The sequence below is a fragment of the Nocardia sp. NPDC058705 genome (assembly GCF_042749305.1).
Lineage (GTDB): Bacteria > Actinomycetota > Actinomycetes > Mycobacteriales > Mycobacteriaceae > Nocardia.
This window is the reverse complement of record NZ_JBHYRN010000024.1, coordinates 54,746-73,767: the sequence shown is the minus strand read 5'-3', so window position 1 is coordinate 73,767 and position 19,022 is coordinate 54,746. Positions and strand designations below refer to the sequence as shown.

At 68.0% G+C, this 19,022-nt stretch carries 10 protein-coding genes; 5 read left to right on the top strand and 5 right to left on the bottom strand.

Annotated elements, in window-relative coordinates; all coding sequences use genetic code 11:
* Positions 1-44: 44 nt before the first annotated feature.
* The gene (locus tag ACFW6D_RS24220; protein WP_379331662.1) at positions 45-1,715 is read right to left on the bottom strand and encodes a (2,3-dihydroxybenzoyl)adenylate synthase; all 1,671 of its coding nucleotides are present in this window, start codon (positions 1,713-1,715) and stop codon (positions 45-47) included.
* An 87-nt stretch (positions 1,716-1,802) separates the two neighbouring features.
* On the opposite strand from ACFW6D_RS24220, the gene ACFW6D_RS24215 reads away from it, so the two are divergent.
* From ACFW6D_RS24215 to ACFW6D_RS24195, 5 genes are all read left to right on the top strand, one after another.
* The gene (locus tag ACFW6D_RS24215) at positions 1,803-2,723 is read left to right on the top strand and encodes an SDR family oxidoreductase (protein WP_379331661.1); all 921 of its coding nucleotides are present in this window, start codon (positions 1,803-1,805) and stop codon (positions 2,721-2,723) included.
* A gap of 8 nt (positions 2,724-2,731) precedes the next feature.
* On the top strand, positions 2,732-3,964 hold the full coding sequence (locus ACFW6D_RS24210; protein ID WP_379331659.1) for an isochorismate synthase MenF: 1,233 nt from the start codon (positions 2,732-2,734) through the stop codon (positions 3,962-3,964).
* 87 nt (positions 3,965-4,051) lie between these two features.
* Entirely contained in the window at positions 4,052-4,705 is a 654-nt protein-coding gene (locus ACFW6D_RS24205) for an isochorismatase family protein (protein ID WP_379331657.1), read from the top strand.
* A gap of 163 nt (positions 4,706-4,868) precedes the next feature.
* On the top strand, positions 4,869-13,874 hold the full coding sequence (locus ACFW6D_RS24200) for an amino acid adenylation domain-containing protein (RefSeq protein WP_379331655.1): 9,006 nt from the start codon (positions 4,869-4,871) through the stop codon (positions 13,872-13,874).
* A gap of 33 nt (positions 13,875-13,907) precedes the next feature.
* On the top strand, positions 13,908-14,906 hold the full coding sequence (locus tag ACFW6D_RS24195) for an ABC transporter substrate-binding protein (protein WP_379331653.1): 999 nt from the start codon (positions 13,908-13,910) through the stop codon (positions 14,904-14,906).
* Positions 14,907-14,908: 2 nt separating this feature from the next.
* Here ACFW6D_RS24195 and ACFW6D_RS24190 read toward each other — a convergent pair whose 3' ends face one another.
* The 4 genes from ACFW6D_RS24190 to ACFW6D_RS24175 all read right to left on the bottom strand — a co-directional run bounded on the left by ACFW6D_RS24190 (position 14,909) and on the right by ACFW6D_RS24175 (position 18,997).
* Entirely contained in the window at positions 14,909-16,000 is a 1,092-nt protein-coding gene (locus ACFW6D_RS24190) for a mechanosensitive ion channel family protein (protein ID WP_379331651.1), read from the bottom strand.
* A 140-nt stretch (positions 16,001-16,140) separates the two neighbouring features.
* On the bottom strand, positions 16,141-17,559 hold the full coding sequence (locus ACFW6D_RS24185) for an NAD(P)(+) transhydrogenase (Re/Si-specific) subunit beta (RefSeq protein WP_379331721.1): 1,419 nt from the start codon (positions 17,557-17,559) through the stop codon (positions 16,141-16,143).
* A gap of 17 nt (positions 17,560-17,576) precedes the next feature.
* On the bottom strand, positions 17,577-17,879 hold the full coding sequence (locus ACFW6D_RS24180) for an NAD(P) transhydrogenase subunit alpha (protein ID WP_056818017.1): 303 nt from the start codon (positions 17,877-17,879) through the stop codon (positions 17,577-17,579).
* Complete coding sequence (locus ACFW6D_RS24175; protein ID WP_379331649.1) at positions 17,879-18,997, bottom strand: Re/Si-specific NAD(P)(+) transhydrogenase subunit alpha; 1,119 nt, start codon at positions 18,995-18,997, stop codon at positions 17,879-17,881. Before ACFW6D_RS24175 ends, ACFW6D_RS24180 begins: the two co-directional genes overlap by 1 nt.
* Between the last annotated feature and the right edge of the window lie 25 nt (positions 18,998-19,022).

The following is a 19,022-nucleotide window of genomic DNA, read 5'->3' as shown; positions in this document are numbered from 1 at the left end:
CGACCGGGGGTGGCCAGATTTCTGTGCCACCCCCTGGTCACCCGCTAGGCCGGGGTGGGACGACTGCCGTGCGCGCCGTCGGCCAGCGCCTGCCGCAGCTCCTTGCGGCTGGTCTTGCCGACGCCGGTTTCGGGGAACTGGTCGACAACGACCACCGCGTCGGGCATTTTCCACGCCGCCACGCCGCGCTCGCGCACGAACTTGCGCACGGTGGTCAGCGTCGGCCGCTGCTCCGGACTCGCGGGCTGCACGAAGGCGCAAATACGCTGCCCGAGAACAGGGTCGGGTGTTCCGATGATCACGGCGTCGCGAATGTCGGGGTGTTCGAGCAGGTGCGCCTCGAGCTCCTCGGCCGAGACCTTCTCACCGCCACGGTTCACCCAGTCGCCCGCGCGACCGGCGACCACGAGATTGCCGTCGGAGCGGACCGATACGACGTCGCCCGTGCGGTACCAGCCGTCGGCGGTGAAGCTGCGGGCATCGGCCTCGGGGTTGTCGTAGTAGCCGCGAATTGTGTACGGGCCCTGGGTGATCAGGTTCCCCTGCGCGCCCGGCTCCACCTCGTTGCCGTTGTCGTCGACGACGGCGATCTGGTCGAACTCCGACATCGGCCGCCCCTGCGTACTCACCACCACGTCGATCGGATCGTCGAGCCGGGTGTAGCAGACCAGCCCCTCTGCCATGCCGAACACCTGCTGCAGGGTGACGCCGAGCGCGGGCCCGATCCGGCGAGCCAGCTCGTCCTGACAGCGGGCACCGCCCACTTGCAGCACCCGCAGACTCGAAAGGTCCGGCGTCGCACCGGCTTCGGCGCGCTCGGCCCACAGCCGCGCCAACGGTGGCACCAGACCGGTGATGGTGACACCGAACCGCTCGATGAGCGGGAAAGCCGTTGCCGGAGTGGGATCGGGGGTCATCGCTATCGCACCACCGGCCCACAGCGCCCCGAGGATGCCGGGCGAGCTCATCGGGAAGTTGTGGGCGACTGGCAAAGTCGCGAGATAGACCGTGTCGCTGTCGAGTTCGCAGATCTCGGCGCTGCGGCGCACGCTGTAGAGGTAGTCGTCGTGGGTGCGGGCGATGAGTTTCGGGATGCCCGTGCTGCCACCGGAGAGCTGCAGGAACGCGACATCACTGGCCGACGGGCCCACCAATTCGACCGGCTCGTCACGGAATTCGGCGATGTCGTACGCCTTTTCGGGCAGTTGTCGACCCTCGTCCAGAACGAGCAGCACGTGCCGCAAGCTCGGCACCTGCGCCCGCACCGTTTCCGCCAGCGCCGCGTAGTCGAAGCGCTGATGGACTCCGGAGGTGATCATCGCGGTCGCCGCAGCGGCCTCAGCGATCGGTACCAGCTCGGCGGCGCGGTGTGCGGGCAGACAGAACACCGGCAGGGCGCCCAAGCGGAACAGCGCGAAGACGACCTCGACGAATTCGGCGCGGTTGGGCAGCTGCACCAGCACCCGGTCGCCCGGCGTGATGCCGAGGCGCGCGAGTCCGGTGGCAAGGGACCTCGATCGGTGGTCGAGTTCGGCGTAGGTCCAGCGGTGGGCGGTGTCGAGGACCGCGGTCCGGTCCGGTGTGGCGGCGGCGCGCGCGGTGAGCACGTCACCGAATGTCTCACCGGTCCAGAGCTTCTCGTCTCGGTAGCGTCGCGCCAGGTCAGCGGGCCACGGAGCACATCCGGGGAGTACGGGTTCGGTCAAGTCGAGCACCTCTTTCCAACAGGTCTTCCGGTGTTCCGGTCGGCGGCCGTGAGGGAAGCTAACCAACCGACGACGAATTCAGGTTAGGCTAACCTCATGTCTAATGATGTTTCCCGTCGGCGGATCGTCGTCGTCACCGGCGCGGCCGGGGGTATCGGAGCCGCGATCGCCGCTCGGTTCGCCGCCGAGGACCGAGTGGTCTCGATGTGGGACCTCGATCCAGCGGTGCACGAGACCGCCGCCACCATCGCCGCGACGAACGCGAATTCCGCACACGCCGATAGCGCAACGCGAATGGATTTCAGCACCATCGCCGCTACGCGAAACGGCACCGATGCCGACGTTCGCGAGGACGAGATCCCGGCTGCCGCAGCGGTATTCGATCGGGACGCCGCGCACGGCGTTGTCATCGACATCACCGACGCGGAAGCCGTCCACGCCGCCTTCGACCAGCTCACCGCCGAATACGGCACCGTCGAAGTGCTCGTCCACGCCGCGGGCATCTTGGCCGGCGGCTCGGCACTCGAACTCACCGTAGACGACTGGGCCCGTTGCCTGAACGTCAATGCCACCGGCACCATGCTGGTCACCCAGCGCGCCGCAGCCGACATGGTCGCCGCCGGACGCGGATCCATCGTCGTGGTCTCGTCCAACGCCGCGGCCACCCCGCGCGTCGGCATGGCCGCCTACGGTGCTGCCAAGGCCGCGGCCGCCGCGTTCACCAAATCGCTTGCCCTGCAGGTCGCTCCGCTCGGGGTGCGGGTCAATCTGGTCTCCCCCGGATCGACCGACACGACCATGCTGCGCGACATGTTCGGCGGCACACCGCTCGACGACGCCGCCGAAACCGCGCTGCTCGACGGCGATCCCGCGGTCTACCGACTCGGTATCCCGTTGCGCCGCATCGCCGCTCCCGCCGACATCGCCTCGGCCGTCCACTTCCTGGCGTCCGACGGCGCTCGCCACATCACCATGCACGACCTGCGGGTCGACGGTGGCGCAACGCTAGACATGTGATCGAAAGGGTGACCACCATCAGTACCGACCCCGCTTTTGTCCTGTCCCGTCCGCGGCGGACCGTGTCCGCGTCTGCGGGCGGGACGATCTTCCGGTCAGCGCACGAGGCGATAACCGCCCTGCGTAGCGGCCGGATCAGCCACATCGTCGGCGCCCTGCCTTTCACTCCCGGCGCACCGACCGCGCTCTGGGCGCCCGACTCGGTGGCGATCACCGACGCGCCACACCGACCCGGAACGCGAGTTGGGACGGTTCCGCGACTACCTGGCTCGCCGGTACCCACCGGGCTCGACGCCCCTGCGCCGCTCTCGCGTCAGGCGTCGGCGGAGACCGTGTGTCAATCCAGCTCGCGTGTGGTTCCACGGTTCGAGTTCGAGGCGGCGTTGCCCGCGCCGGAGGAGCACCGGGAGCGCGTCGCCACGGCTGTCGAACTACTCGCCGACCCAGGCCATCCGCTGCGAAAGGTGGTGCTGGCACGGGCTATTCGTGCCAGCAGCGCGACTCCCGTTCGCGCACTGGACATCTTCGACCTGATGGTCGCTTCGGATCCGATGTCGAACGGCTTCCTGGTCGATCTCTCGGCGGCGGGTGGCCGCTATCCCGGCCGTCACCTCGTCGGATCCAGTCCGGAGGTCCTGGTGCGACGCAACGGGACTCGGATACTCAGCCATCCGCTGGCGGGCTCGGCCCGCCGGGTACTCGATGACGGCGGCGCCGACCGGTCCGCCGCCGACACCCTCCTCGCTTCTGCCAAAGATCTGGCCGAACACCGCTTCGTCACCGAGCAGGTTTCCGCCGTACTGCGTGATCGGTGCACCGAAGTGCGCACTCCCCCACCGGAACTCATGGCGACACCGGCGATGTGGCACCTGGGCACCCCGATCACCGCCACCGTCCCACTCGCCGGACCGTCGGCGCTCGAACTCGCCGCGGCGCTGCACCCCACCCCCGCGATCTGTGGCACGCCCACCGGTGCGGCCGCGCGTGTCATCGCCGAACTCGAAGGCGAGCGCGGTTTCTATGCGGGCGCGGTCGGCTGGTGCGATGCCGACGGCAACGGCGAGTGGATGGTGAGCATCCGCTGCGCCGAGCTGTCGGCCGACGGCCGGAGCCTGCTCGCGCACGCGGGCGGCGGGATCGTCGCCGCGTCCGATCCGGCCGACGAACTGGCCGAGACCACCGGCAAATTCCAGCGCATCCTCGGTCCGCTCGGCATCGCCGACCTGCCCGTGACCGTCTGACGCCGACTTCCCACACCCGAACGAGAGACCGCTATGCCAGAAACCACCGTCTGACACCGACTCCGCACACCCTAATGAGAGATCGCTATGCCTATCCCCCCGATCGCGCCGTATCCCATGCCCGGCGCCGACGAGTTCACCGCCGACCAGGTCGACTGGACCGCCGAACCCGGGCGCTGCGCGCTGCTGATCCACGACATGCAGCAGTACTTCCTCAACGCCTACGACCTGCACCGCGACCCGGCCCGCACCCTGATCGCGAACATCGCCCGGTTGCGCGACCGCTGCCACGAACTCGACATCCCGGTGATCTACACGATGCAACCCGGCGACCAGCACCCGTCCCGGCGCGGCATTCTGGCCGACTTCTGGGGCAGCGGCATGTCCGAGGGCGCCGACACCGAGGTCATCAATGCCCTCGCGCCCGAACCGCAGGACATCCAGGTGACCAAGTGGCGTTACTCGGCGTTCCAGCGCACCGACCTGCGCGAACTGCTCGGCTACTACCAGCGCGATCAGCTGCTGGTCACCGGCGTATATACGCATATGGGCTGCATGCTCAGTGCCGCTGAGGCGTTCATGGGTGATGTGCGGCCCTTCCTGGTGCACGATGCGACCGCGGACTTCAGCCGCGACGAGCACGTGATGGCGCTGAACTACGTGGCCCGGCGCTGCGGCGCGGTCACGGGCACCGAGGATCTGCTGGGGCAGCTGGTCACTCGGGTCGAAGCACCGGCCTGACCCGTGAAGGCCGCTGGAACAGGCGCTGCCGAGGCGGCAGTTCGCGCATCGTTGCGGCGGCAGGAAGCGCTCGTCTCGGTGAGGCAGGCCACAATCTGCCATTCGAAGTAAACGTAGGCTAACCTATCTTTCCCCGTCGGGGAATGTTGATGAAGGAGTTGCTGTGGGCTCGGTGGATCGGGACGACGTGTGCGCCGAAGATCCCGGATTACCGCTCACCGGCGCGCAATTGGGCATCTGGAACGCTCAGCGCCTCGACCCCGACTCACTCAGCTACCTGGTCGGCGAGGTGCTGGAGATCTCCGGCACCGAGCCCATCGATGTGGCATTGCTGGACACCGCGATTCGGCACACCATCGCCGAAACCGACACCATGCGACTGCGATTCGCCGACACACCGGACGGCCCGCGTCAGCGGATCACCCAGCTGGAACCCGAACTACGCCCACTGGTCGACCTGCGCGGCGAAACCGATCCGATCGCCGCCGCGCACCGGCTGGTCGCGGCCGAGCGCGACCGTTCCGCCACCTATTGCCGGACCATGGTCGACCGGCAGCTCTACACCTACACGCTGTTGCGCCTGACCGACAACGACGTGTGGTGCATCCAGCTCTACCACCACCTGATCATCGACGGCTACAGCGCGGCCATGGTGTCGCGCCGGGTTGCCGCCCACTACACCGCGCTGCGTCGCGGCGCCGACGTGCCGCGCCTGCGCTGGGGTTCGATCGAAACGCTGGTCGCCGAGGACCTGGAATACCGTGCGAGCCAGGCACATCAGCACGACCGCGACTACTGGCGCGACCGGCTCACGCCGCTGCCGCCGCTGGACGGCCGGAGTCAGGCACCCGAGGGCGTGGTCGAGCAGACACACGATGCCCGAGCGATCCTCGACGCCGACCTGGTGGCCAGGATCAAGACAGCGGCCACGACGGCGGACATCACCTGGGCCGATGTGCTCGTCGCCGGATACGCGGGTTTCGTGCACCGACTGCTCGGTGAGACCGATGTGGTCATCGCGCTGCCGGTGATGGCGCGCGTCGGCAAGACCGCCCTCACCACGCCGTCGATGGCAGTCAACGTGCTGCCACTGCGGGTTTCGGTGTCCAGCGCCGATCGCCTGGGCGAGCTCGGCAAGCGCGTGGCCGATGCCCTGCGAGAGGTGCGCGCCCACCAGCGATTCCGCGGCGAGGACCTGGCCCGCGAATTCGGCGGCGCACAGACCGGAGCGCTGCTGCACGGCATCGGCATCAACCTCAAGGCCTTCGACTTCGCCCTCGATTTCGACGGTGCCACCGGCACTTTGCGCAATGTCGCGGGCGGTCCGCCGGAGGATCTGGGCCTGACCGTCACCCCGCTCTCGCAGGACCGGATCCAGCTCGGCTTCGAGGTCGACGCCCGGTCGCTGGACGCCGCCACCGCGAGGCGGCGAATGGACGCGCTGGTCACGCTGATCACCGAGCTGGTCGACGCGGCGGACCGTCCGCTCGGCGCGATCACCCTGTACCCCGGCGAACTCGGCGCGCGCATCGCCGCCGAACGAGCGAGCGACCCACTGCCTGGTCGTCCCGAAGATGTGGTCGAGATTTTCGACGCCATGGTCGCCGCGCGCCCGGACGAGATCGTGCTCGTAGACGGCACCGACCGACTCACTGCCGCCGAACTGTCCGCGCGTGTGCACCGACTCGCTCGCTACCTACGCGGCCTCGACGTCGGCCCGGAGGACATTGTCGGCATCGCACTCCCGCGCACCGCAGACCTGGTGATCGCGCTACTCGCGGTCCAGCACGCGGGCGCGGCCTTCCTGATGCTCGACATCAACCACCCCGCGCAGCGCCTCACCGACATCATCGACGACGCCACCCCGGCGGTCATCCTCACCGACGACGCTGTCGCGAACACGGTGTTCGCAGGCCGTTTCACAGCACCGACCAGCGCCGTATCCGCGGACCCTTCGTCCGCCGAACGAACCGAGTCGCCTGCCCCGACCGATGCGTTGTCCGATGATCAAGGAAAAGCACTGATCTCGAAGGGTGACGCAGGACGCCGGCGTAGTTCAGGTGCGCTGATTCGTCTGTCGGACAGCGAGGTTCACCATGAAATTGCCGATCTCGCCAGCGGTCCACTGACCACAGCCGAACTCGGCACGCCGCGCTCGCCCGCGCATCTGGCCTATGTCGTGTACACCTCGGGCTCCACCGGCAAGCCCAAAGGCGTGCAGATCTCCTGTGGCGCAATGGCTCAACTGCTGCACCACCACCGATCGACCGTCTACGCCGAGACCGCGGGGCGGGTAGGTGGTCGGCAGCTGCACATCGCGCACACCTACTCCTTCGCTTTCGACGCAGCGCTGGACCAACTGCTGTGGCTGTGGTGCGGACATCGGATCCACCTGTACAACAGCGAAATTCAGAAAGACGCGGCCGCACAGGTTGCCGCGTTCTCCGCCGATCGCATCGACGTCGTGGACACCACACCGTCGATGGCGACGGCTCTGATCGATAGCGGGTTGCTCGACACGCATCGCCCGGAATTGCTGCTGCTCGGCGGCGAGGCAACCCCGCCTGCCCTGTGGTCGACCATCGTCGCGTCGCAGGTGGCCGCCCGCAATATGTACGGCCCGACGGAAGCGACCGTGGATGCGCTCAGCGCGCCGGTTGCCGGAGAGCGCCCGCATGTAGGCGGACCCCTCGACGGCACCCGCGCTTACCTACTCGACAGCGCGTTACAACCGGTCCCGGACCGCGAGATCGGCGAATTGTATTTGGCCGGACCACAATTGGCGCGCGGCTACCTCGGCCGTGCGGTGGTGACAGCGGAGCGATTCGTCGCCGATCCGTTCACGGCGGGCGAGCGCATGTACCGCACCGGCGACCGGGCACGCTGGCTACCCGGCCACGGCTACGACTACCTCGGACGCGCCGACCAGCAGATCAAGGTGCGCGGCTACCGCGTGGAACTGGGCGAAGTCGAGGCCTCGCTCGGCGCACTGCCCGGCGTAGCCGCGGCGGCCGCCACCATCCGCAAGTCCGGCGACAGCACCCGATTGGTGGGCTACCTGGTTCCCGAGGCGGGCCACACCCTCGACGCCGACCAGCTCCGCCACCGCCTGACCACCCTGGTCCCCGACCACCTGGTCCCCTCGGCCCTCGTCGTACTCGACGCCCTCCCGACCACGGTCAACGGCAAACTCGACCGCACTGCCCTGCCCGCGCCCCGACTGACCTCGACCGGACGCCCACCCCGCACCGAGAACGAGCGCGCCCTCTGCGGTGTCATCGCCGAGGTACTCGGCGTGACCCAGGTCAACGCCACGGACGACTTCTTCGGGCTCGGCGGCGACAGCATCACCGCCATCGGCGTGAGCAGCCGCCTGCGCGCGCTCGGCTGGGTAGTTCAGCCGAAAACTCTGCTCGCCCAACGTGACCTGGCCTTCATCGCGGCTGCGGCCCAGGTGGTGGAACAGACGAACACCCCGACCCCGGACGAGGCGACCGGCCCCGTCCCGATCCCACCCATGGTGGCCGCATTACTGGAAGCGAATCCGAGCCACACGGCCATCGCGGGGTACGCCCAATGGACCGCGCTGACCCTGCACGAGGACCTCTCCCTCGACCACCTGACCACCGGCCTGCAAACCCTCCTCGACCGCCACGACGCCCTGCGGCTGGTTCTCGTCGAAACAGCGACCGGCCCCCACTCGGAGGTCGCGGGTACTGGCTCGGTGCGCGCCTCGGACCTGTCCTGCGAAAAGGTGTTCCACGACCCGCATTCGAATGACGCGGCAGACCACGCGCTTTCCGCGAGCCCTGATCCCGCTGGAGGATCCGCAGATCCTAATTCCACTGTCCTGCATACGATGTCGTCAGTAGACGGACTGGTAGCGACGGTGGCGGCCGAGCTCGCGGCCGACCTGGATCCCGCCGCGGGGATCGAGATCCGTGCCGCACTGGTCAGGACGGCACCGGGAACTGCTGACCGCTTGGTTTTGGTCGCCAATCACCTCGTGGTAGACGGGGTTTCGTGGCGAATCCTGGTGCCCGAGCTGTACGAGGCATGTGCGGCGGCACGAGAGGGGCGGTCGGCGCGACTGCCCGCGAAGGGGAGTTCGTGGCGGCGTTATGCCGGCTTGCTCGCCGAATCCGGCGCTGCTGGCGATCATCGCGCGGAGCTGGCGCATTGGGAGCACGCGCTCGGCGACGGGTCGGTGGTTCCGCTGGGTGAACGCGCGCTCGATCACGCCCTCGACATTGTCGAGAGCGCGAATCGGACGAGGACTTTCGCCGCGCCGGGGATCTCCGACGCCCTGTTGACCAAGTTGCCGACGGCCTATCGGGCCAAGACCGACGAGGTGCTGCTCGCGGCGCTCATGCTGGCGGTCAATGCCTGGCGCTACGAGCGGGGTGAGGCGCTCGAATCGGGGCGGCCCGTCACCGTGGAGGGACACGGTCGCGAACCGTTGCGCGCCGATACCGACTTCGCGGGCACCATCGGCTGGTTCACCAGCGAGTTCCCCGTGTGGACGCCGGCGACCGGCATCGACGACCCGGACGGTCTCGCCGACGCAATGGCCGGTGGCGCGGCGGCCGGGTGGCTGTTACGCGCGGTCAAGGAGGCCAAGCGGGCTGTTCCCGGCAACGGCGTCGGCTACGGCGTGCTGCGCGCGCTCGACCCGGAAACTGCCCCGCGGTTCGCCGGACGGCGCGCGCCCGAGCTGCTGCTCAACTATCTCGGACGATTCGGCGGCGGTGCGGCGCTCGGCTGGAGCCTGCCCGAACACGATGCGTTCGCGGTGACCGAGCCGCCGGAAAAAGCACTCACGGACGTGCTTTCGCTGAATGTCTTCGTGCACGAGTCCACAGCCGGAGAACCCGGTGCACTGGAGGAGGCCCGCGAAGGCCAGGCCCGCAAGACCCTCGCCCCCGGGCTCGCGGTGGAGTGGACCGCAGCAGGCCGGGTTCTCGACGCCCACCAGGTCGCCGAACTCCAGCGGCACTTCGAACGCGCGCTGGAGGCATTCGCCGCGCACGCGCAACTGTTCCCCGGAGGTCTGACGCCGTCGGACTGCGACCTGCCCGTCGACCAAGCGACCATCGACGTGCTGGAGGCGACGCACGGCCCGCTGGCCGAACTGCTGCCGCTGTCGCCGTTGCAGGAAGGGTTGCTGTTCCACGCGATTCGCGACGGCGCGGACGACGTCTACACCCTGAGCGCCCGCGTCGACCTGCACGGTCCGCTGGACAGTCCCCGATTATCGGCGGCATTCGACACCGTCGTCGGCAGGCATCCCACCATGACCGCGGCCTTCCATTACGAGGGCCTGGATCAACCGGTTCAAGCGGTCCCCCGCTCGGTCGCCATGCCGTGGCGTGAGGTCGACCTGTCCGCCTTGCCGCTGCGCGCCGCGCAGGCCGCCGCCGACCGGCTGGAAGCCGAAGCGACCCGGCATCGTTTCGCGGTGAACCGGTCACCGATGTTGCGCGCCACCCTGATTCGCATGCCCGGCGACGCGCACCGGCTGGTACTCAACACCCATCACCTGGTGATCGACGGCTGGTCCACCCCGATCGTCCTGCGCGAGGTGCTGGCCGTCTACCACGGCGACGAACTCCCCTCGCCCGCCCGATACAGCGACTACCTGTCCTGGATCAGCACCCGTGATCGCGACGCCGTCCGCGCGGCGTGGGCTCAGCGCCTGGCCGGACTCACCGAGCCGACACTGTTGCGCACCAACACTTTCCGCGAACGCGAGTTCCGTCAGTGGCAGGTGCCGCTGCCCGAGCCGCTCGCCACGGCGCTGGCCGAGCTCGGCCGCCGTCGCGGCCTCACGATGAACACCCTGGTCCAAGGCACCTGGGCACTGGTACTCGCCGCACTCACCGGCCGCACCGACGTCGTGTTCGGCGCGACCGTCTCCGGTCGACCCGCTGACCTGCCGGGCGTCGCGGGCACGGTCGGCCTGTTCGCGAACACCGTGCCGGTTCGCTGCACCTTCGACCCGGATCGCGCGTTCCTCGAGCAGTTGACCGAACTCCAGGAAGACCAGTTCGCCATGCAGGAATTCGACCACGCGAGCCTGGCGGAGATCGAACGAATCGCGGGCATCGGCACCCTCTTCGACACCCTGGTCGCTTTCGAGAACTTCCCCAATTCCGTTGCCGAACAACCACAGTCGCACGAATTGCGCCGTGGCGACTTCCACAACCACGGCACCACCCACTACCCGCTCACCCTGATCGCGCCGCCGGGCGACCACCTGCACCTGGTGATCTGGTACGACCGCGCTGCCGTGCCCGACACCACCCTCGCCCAGATCTCCGATCGGATCGCCACGATCCTGACCGCGGTCACGACCACTGCGGACCTGCGCCCCGTGATGTTCCTCGACTCACTCATGCCGGCAGTCACGGCGGCGGCGAGTGCCGCGACCGAATCGGCCGCCGCCTCGACTGGTGGCGTCGCGCCGACTGCTTCCGCGTCGACCAACGGTGGCGCGCCGTCTGCTGCCGTTGCGCCGACCAGCGAACCCGCACCGCTCGCGGCACGACCGGACCCGCACGGGACGACCCTGGCCGACTGGGGAACCCCCGTCGAACCGGCGGCACCCGCCATCACCGCCGAGGGTGTCACGATCGATTTCGAGGAATTCGACTCCAGGACGAATCAGCTTGCCCGCTGGCTCATCTCGCGCGGTGTCGGCCCGGAATCCGTAGTGGCCGTTGCCATGCCACGCACCATCGATGCAGTCGTCACCGCACACGCCATCTGTCGGGCCGGTGGCGTGTACCTACCGGTGGACCCGGAACAGCCCACCCAACGAATCGAGCAGATCCTCGATACCGCCTCTCCCGCAATGATTCTGCGTTCTCTCGCCGGAGCGGATGCCGGCGAATTCAGCGACGCGGAACTCACCGACGCGGACCGGCTCGCACCACTGCGCCCCGCTAACACCGCCTGCCTGCTGTTCACCTCCGGCTCCACCGGCGCCCCCAAGGGCGTGAGCCTCTCACATGCCGCCATCGTCTCCACTTTCGAATGGCTGCAACGCGAATGCCGATTCGGCCGCGGCGACACAATGCTCTATCGCACCCCGCCGATCTTCGACGCCTCGCTCATGGAGATGTTCCTACCCCTGCACCTCGGCGCCCGGATCGTGCTGACAAAGCCTGGCGGGCACCGCGATCCCTACTACCAGGCGCAGCTCATGAGTTCGGAGCGGGTGACCGCGATGTGGATGACCACCTCGATGCTGGCCGTGCTCGCCGAAGAAGCCGACCTGTCGGGATGCACGGATCTGCGCTGCGTTCTCACCGGCGGCGAGGTGCTGCCGCCCGCGACGGCACAGCGCATGCGCGCGCTCACCGGGACCGCTGTGTACAACTTCTACGGTCCCACCGAGGCCGCGATCGGCTTCACCTTCCACGAGACCGTCGACGCCGACACCACGTCGGTCCCGGTCGGCGCACCCGCCGATGCCGTCCGCATCCTCGACGACCGGTTGCAGCCGGTCCCCGAGGGAACCATCGGCGAGCTCTACATGACCGGCATCCGGCTGGCGCGCGGCTACCTGGCCCGACCCGACCTGAGCGCGGCCGCCTTCGTCGCCGACCCGAGTGGGAACGGCGAAAGGATGTACCGCACAGGCGATCTGGTGAAACGCAACCCGCACGGCGAACTCGACTACGTCGGCCGCACCGACAGCCAGGTGAAGTTGCGCGGCCAGCGCATCGAACTGGGCGAGGTCGAATCGGCGCTGCTCCAGGTTGCCGGAGTGGCCCAGGCAGTGGTGCTGCTGCGCGAAGACACCCCCGGTGACCAGCGCCTGGTCGCCTACCTCATCGCCGAGTCCGGGGCCGTGCTCGACACCGCAGCGGTGCGCGACGAACTCCGGATGATGTTGCCCGCCTATATGATTCCCGCCGCCTTCCTGGTTCTGGACCACGTTCCACGCACCGCGACCGAGAAGATCGCCCGCCGCGAACTGCCCGCGCCGGAATCCGCCGCTGTCACGACCGCCGGGCACCACCTGAGCACGTGCTCCGAGTCGGCGACAACAGGTTCCGCGCTGCTCGCCGCTGTTGCCCCGCGTGCCGGGTCGAACGGGGCTGACGCACCGGGCATCGGGGCCGTACCCGCCACAACCGCCGACGTCATCGTGTCGGTCGGGGCCGGCACCCTCGACACCACGCAGGTCAGCGGTCTGTTCGACACCATCCGCGAGGCCATGGCAGCTGTCTTGTCGGTCGACGAAATCAGCGTGGATGACGACTTCTTCGCCAAGGGCGGGCACTCACTGCTCGCCGTACGCCTGATCGGACGCCTGACCCGCGCGGGCCTCCCGGTGGTGCTCGACGACGTCTTCGCCGCACCGACCCCGCGTAACCTCGCCGCACGGATCGGCGCGGTCGACCCCACCGCACCGCGACCGTCCGACGGTCTCGCCAGCCTGGGCCGCCGCCTCGATCCGGTGCTGGACCTACGCACCGAAGGCTCGGCCCCGCCGCTGTTCTGCATCCACCAAATCGGCGGCACCGCATGGAAATACGCGCCGCTGGCCCGGCTACTGCGCGCCGAGCGGCCGATCATCGGACTGCAGATGCCCCAGCTGACCGGCCGGGAGTTCGACGGCCGCACGCTCGACGATCTCGCGCGCTACTACCTGACCGCGATCCGCCGCATCCAGCCGCAGGGCCCCTACCACCTGCTCGGCTACTCGCTCGGCGGCAATCTCGCCCACTCGGTCGCGGCGATCCTGGAAGCCGAGGGCGAACAGGTCGGCTATGTGGGCCTGCTCGACTCGCACCCACTGTCGAACCTGACCGACCGCGCCGCCGCGACGCTGGCCGACCCGGCCGGGATGGACGCGCTACTCCCCGAAATCGCCGAATACGCACCGGAATTGGCGGTGGTCGTGCGCAATGCCGCCACCGAACTGCTGCGCATGGTGACCCGCTCGGAGTCCCCGCGCTACACCGGCCCGATGTCCATGTACTGCGCCGACAACGGCCTCGAACCCGAACGCGTGCACGCCCAGCTCACCGGCTGGCAGGCCGCAGGCGCGCAGCTGGTTGTCCGCCGACTTCCCTACTCGCACAACGACATCGCGATGCCGACCGGCTGGAACGAGGTCGCCGCGCTACTGGACGTGGATCCCGCGATCCGCACCTGAACCTCCATCTGGAAGAAAGAAGGAACACCCTCCATGTCAGCTCATCGAATGACGGCACGCATGCGCGCCGCCGCCGCACTCCTGATCGTCGCGGTCGCCGCGACGGCAGCGGGCTGCGGCAACTCCACCGCCGACCAGCCGGCCGACACCGGCACGCGCCAGGTGGACACCGCCAAGGGACCCGTCACCGTGCCCGCGAACCCGCAGCGCGTGGTGGTCCTCAACGGCGCGCTCGCCGGATACCTCTTCGACCTGGGCGCGAAGGTGAAAGCCGCAGATCCGCGCATCCTCGGCGTCAGCCTGAACCCCGGCGAGTTCCCCCCGGCCTTGGCCGCGGACGCCAAGGAGCAGGGCACCGTGGCGGTGCCCTCCGGTGACGATCTGAACCTGGAGTTCATCGCCTCCCAGCAGCCGGACCTGATCATCGGCGGCGGACCCGGCTGGCCCGGACAGCAGACGATCAAGAACTACGACAAGCTCGCCGCCGTCGCGCCCACCGCACTGGTGCCATCGAACCTCGCCAACTGGCAGGACCAGCTGAAGTCGGTGGCCGATTTCGTGAACCGTCCCGACAAGGTGGGCGGGATGATCACCGCCTACAAGGACAAGGTCGCGCAGGTGAAGTCCGGTCTGAAGCTGCCGCAGGGCGCGACGGCCGTGATGCAGTCCCAGCCCGACGGCAAGGCCATCCTGCTCGCCCCCAACACCCCGTTGGCCACGCTGCTGTCCGATGTCGGCTTCACCGTCGACGACAAGATCGAGGCGAAGGCAGGCAACCCGCCCCGCGCCGAAGCAGGCGACTGGGTGACCTTCAGCCCCGAACTGCTGAGCACCGTCGTCGACGCCCCAGTGCTGTTCATGATCACCCTCCCCGGCGGCCGCGACATCGCCGGGCTGAAGCAGGATCCGGCACACGCCATGCTGCCCGCCTTCCAGAAGAACCAGGTGTACGACCTGCCGGTGGCGAGCAAGCGCCCCGACTACCGGGGTGCCATGGCGCTCCTCGACCTGCTGGCGCAGCGCTTCAAGTAGGACTAGGACGCAGCGGCCCGCGCGCTCTCGTCACCGACGCGATCACTCGAACGAGACTCCTCGACGGAGTGGGTGATCGCGGTCGGGATCTTCGGCAGCGCGTACGCGTGGTGGCGGCCGATCCAGGCCAGCAACTCCTCGCGGACCGCGCAGCGCAAGGTCCACGCGTCGTCGGCATCGGCGGCCGACATCGTCGCACGAACGACGATGTCGGTCGGCGTGCTGTCGGTGACCAGCAGATTCCAGTTACGCCCGTCCCATTCCGGGCAGTCACGCAGGTAGGTGTGCAGATGCTCGCGCAGCTGCGGCACCGGGGTGCTGTGGTCGAGGTGCAGCAAGACCGTGCCGGTGACCTGCGAGCCGCCCCGCGACCAGTTCTCGTAGGGCTTGTTGTTGAAGTAGGACACCGGCATGGTGAGCCTGCGGTCGTCCCAGATCCGTACGGTCAGAAACGACAGGGTGATCTCCTCGACGACGCCCCATTCCCCTTCCACCACAACGGTATCGCCGATCTTGACCGAATCACCGAAGGCGATCTGCAAGCCCGCGATGAGGTTGCTCAGCGTCGACTGGGCGGCGACACCGACGATGATGCCGATCACGCCCGCCGAGGCCAGCATCGAGGTGCCGAGGGTCCGCAGGCTCGGGAACAGCAACAGGATGGCCACGGCGGTGGTGGTGACCACCAGGACCGAGGTGATGATGCGACGCACCAGGCCCAGCTGCGTGCGCAACTGCCGTACTCGCGAAATCTCGCTGGCGCGTTGGGCGTAACGCCGCAGCAGGCTTTCGGCGACCACATCGGTGGCTCGGATGACCAACCACACCGCCGCGATGACGGCCGCGGTCGCCAGGAAGTTCCGGATCACCGCGTCCTGGCGAAGCTCGAGCTCCGCGAGCGGATAGACCGCGTGCAAAGTAACCGTGCCGAGCAGGACCTGTAGCGGCAGTTGCAGTCTGCGCAACGATGGCAGATGAACGCCGGGCTTGTGCCGCGCACCGTAGCGCAACCCTCGCTCGACCAGCAGCCCCACCGAGACCGTGATCGCCACCGTCACGAGCACCACGATGACCGGCCGCAATATCTCCTCCACGAGATCGAACTCCTCTCGTTGTCGGCTCTCCAGGTTCAGGCATACCCACCCACTCCTCACCCAGACATGACCGTCTGATGGCGAAAAAGCCCCGCCGTTCGCGGAGAACGGCGGGGCTTTCGCGGTGGTATTCGCTTGTCTTACAGCGCTTTCAGTTCCTCGGTGACAGCACCGACGGACTTCTTCGCATCACCGAACAGCATCGAGGTGTGGTCGGCGTAGAACAGCGGGTTGTCGATGCCGGCGAAGCCGGAGTTCATCGAGCGCTTGAGCACGATGACGCTCTTGGCCTGGTCGACGTTGAGCACCGGCATGCCGTAGATCGGGCTGGACTTGTCGTCGCGGGCGGCCGGGTTGGTGACGTCGTTGGCGCCGATGACCAGGACCACATCGGTGCGGTTGAATTCACCGTTGATGTCGTCCATTTCCTTCATCGCGTCGTAGGAGACCTCGGCCTCGGCGAGCAGCACGTTCATGTGACCGGGCATGCGACCGGCGACCGGGTGGATCGCGTACTTGACCTCGACGCCCTTGGCCTCGAGCAGCAGCGCCATCTCCTTGACCGCGTGCTGGGCCTGGGCCACGGCCATGCCGTAGCCGGGGACCACGATCACCTGGTTGGCGTAGGCCATCTGGATCGCGGCGTCGGCGGCCGACGTGGCCTTCGCGGTCTTGGCTTCACCGTCACCCGAGGCAGCCGCCGCGCCGCCGCCACCGAAGCCACCGGCCACGATCGCGGGAATGGAGCGGTTCATGGCCTTGGCCATCAGGTTGGTCAGGATCGTGCCGGACGCGCCGACGATCATGCCAGCGACGATCATCGCGGTGTTGTTCAGCGCCAGACCCGCGGCCGCGGCCGACAGACCGGTGAGCGCGTTGAGCAGCGAGATGACGACCGGCATGTCCGCGCCACCGATGGGCAGCACGACCATCAGGCCGAGCACACCGGCGAGCACGAGCAGCGCGATCATCCACAGCTGCGAGACGCCACCGTTGTCGGCGCCGAGGCCGATCACCACGGCGCACACGATCGCGCCGACGAGCAGCAGCAGGTTCAGCGGCTGCTGTAGCCGACCGACACTGATCGGCTTGCCGGACAGGATCTCCTGCAGCTTGGCGAAGGCGATGATCGAGCCCCAGAAGGAGATCGAGCCGATCACCGCGGCGAACAGCGAACCGATGATGATGTGGATGGTCGGCTCTTCGTGCAGGTCGGAAAACCCTGCGCTGTCGACGAATTCGGCCCACGCGATCAACGCGACGGTGCCACCGCCGACACCGTTGAAGGCCGCGACCAGCTGCGGCATCTCGGTCATCTTGGTGCGGATGGCGGGCGGAACACCCAGTGCCACACCGACAATGAGGCCAGCGGCGATGAGAATCCAGTTGAGCAGGGCGGCGTGGCGCACTGAGATCAAGGTGGCGGCAACGGCCAAAGCCATACCGACAGCGGCGATCTGGTTACCGCGCACCGCGGTCTTCGGGCCGGTGAGACCCATCAGGCCGTAGATGAACATGGAGAAGGCCACGATGTAGAGGCCGTTGACCAGGTAGGTCATATTGTCGACTGCGTGCATCACTCGGCCGCCTTCTTCTTACCCTTGAACATGCCGAGCATGCGGTCGGTGACCACGAAGCCACCGATGACGTTCAGTGTTCCGAACACCACGGCGACGAACAGGATCACCTGCACCAGCAGCGAGGGGTCCTTCACATTGCCCAGGGTCACCAGCGCGCCGAGCACGACGATGCCGTGAATGGCGTTGGTGCCCGACATGAGCGGGGTGTGCAGGGTGTTGGGGACCTTGGAGATCACCGCGAAGCCGACGAAGCCGGAGAGCACGAGGATCGCGATATTGGCGAGAAGTTCGGTGTACATCAGGCTTCCACCTCACGGGTGACGCAGGAATCAGCGAGCACCTGATCTTCGAAATCGGGCGCGAGCTTGCCGTCGACCAGCATCAGTTCCAGCAGCGCCGAGATGTTCTTGGAGTACAGCTCGGAGGCGTGCTCTGGCATCGTGGCTGGCAGGTTCAGCGGCGAGGCGATGGTCACCTCGTGCTTGACGACGATCTCGCCGGGCTCGGTGAGTTCGCAGTTACCACCGGTCTCACCGGCCAGGTCGACGATCACGCTGCCGGGCTTCATACCCTCGACAGCGGCCGCGGTGACCAGGCGGGGTGCGGGGCGACCCGGCACCAGCGCGGTGGTGATCACGACGTCGAAGCCCTTGATGGCGTCTTCCAGGGCCTTCTGCTGCTGGGCCTTCTCCTCGTCGGTGAGTTCGCGGGCGTACCCACCCTCACCGGCGGCGTCGATCCCCAGATCCAGCCACTGCGCACCGACCGAGCGCACCTGATCGGCGACCTCGGGACGCACGTCGTAACCGGTGGTGCGGCCACCGAGACGCTTGGCCGTTGCGAGGGCCTGCAGACCGGCGACACCGACACCGAGCACCAGCACGGTGGCCGGCTTCACGGTGCCCGCGGCGGTGGTGAGCATCGGGAAGAAGCGGGTCGACTCCGACGCGGCGAGCAGTACGGCCTTGTAACCGGCCACGTTCGCCTGTGAGGACAGCGCGTCCATCACCTGCGCGCGCGAGATACGCGGAATCGCCTCGACAGCGAAAGCCTGCACACCGGCGGCCTTCAGCGCGCCGATCTGGTTGTCGGCATTGCGCGGTGCGAGGAAACCGATCATGGTCTGCCCGGAGGACAGCTTGGCCACCTCGGCATCGCTGGGCGGGGCAACCTTGACGACGACCTCGGCCGACCACGGGTCACCGATGGTCGCGCCCGCTTCTACATAGGCAGCGTCGGGGATGAGCGCGCCGAGGCCCGCACCGGCTTCCACGATCACCTCGACACCCTGCTTGGACAGGGTGGGGATGATCTTGGGCACCAAGGCGACTCGCCGCTCACCCGGGCCGGACTCGCGAACGACTCCGACACGCGCTCCGCGCGGCGATCCCTCGCCCACGTTTTGCGTTGTCTCCACTAGTCAGACTTCCTTTTCGTGCTGG

Bases quoted from the DNA above. Each gene is read 5' to 3' on its own strand.
- ACFW6D_RS24185 (WP_379331721.1), bottom strand. From the start codon at position 17,559: ATGACCTACCTGGTCAACGGCCTCTACATCGTGGCCTTCTCCATGTTC.
- ACFW6D_RS24215 (WP_379331661.1), top strand. From the start codon at position 1,803: ATGTCTAATGATGTTTCCCGTCGGCGGATCGTCGTCGTCACCGGCGCG.
- ACFW6D_RS24195 (WP_379331653.1), top strand. From the start codon at position 13,908: ATGTCAGCTCATCGAATGACGGCACGCATGCGCGCCGCCGCCGCACTC.
- ACFW6D_RS24205 (WP_379331657.1), top strand. From the start codon at position 4,052: ATGCCTATCCCCCCGATCGCGCCGTATCCCATGCCCGGCGCCGACGAG.
- ACFW6D_RS24180 (WP_056818017.1), bottom strand. From the start codon at position 17,879: ATGTACACCGAACTTCTCGCCAATATCGCGATCCTCGTGCTCTCCGGC.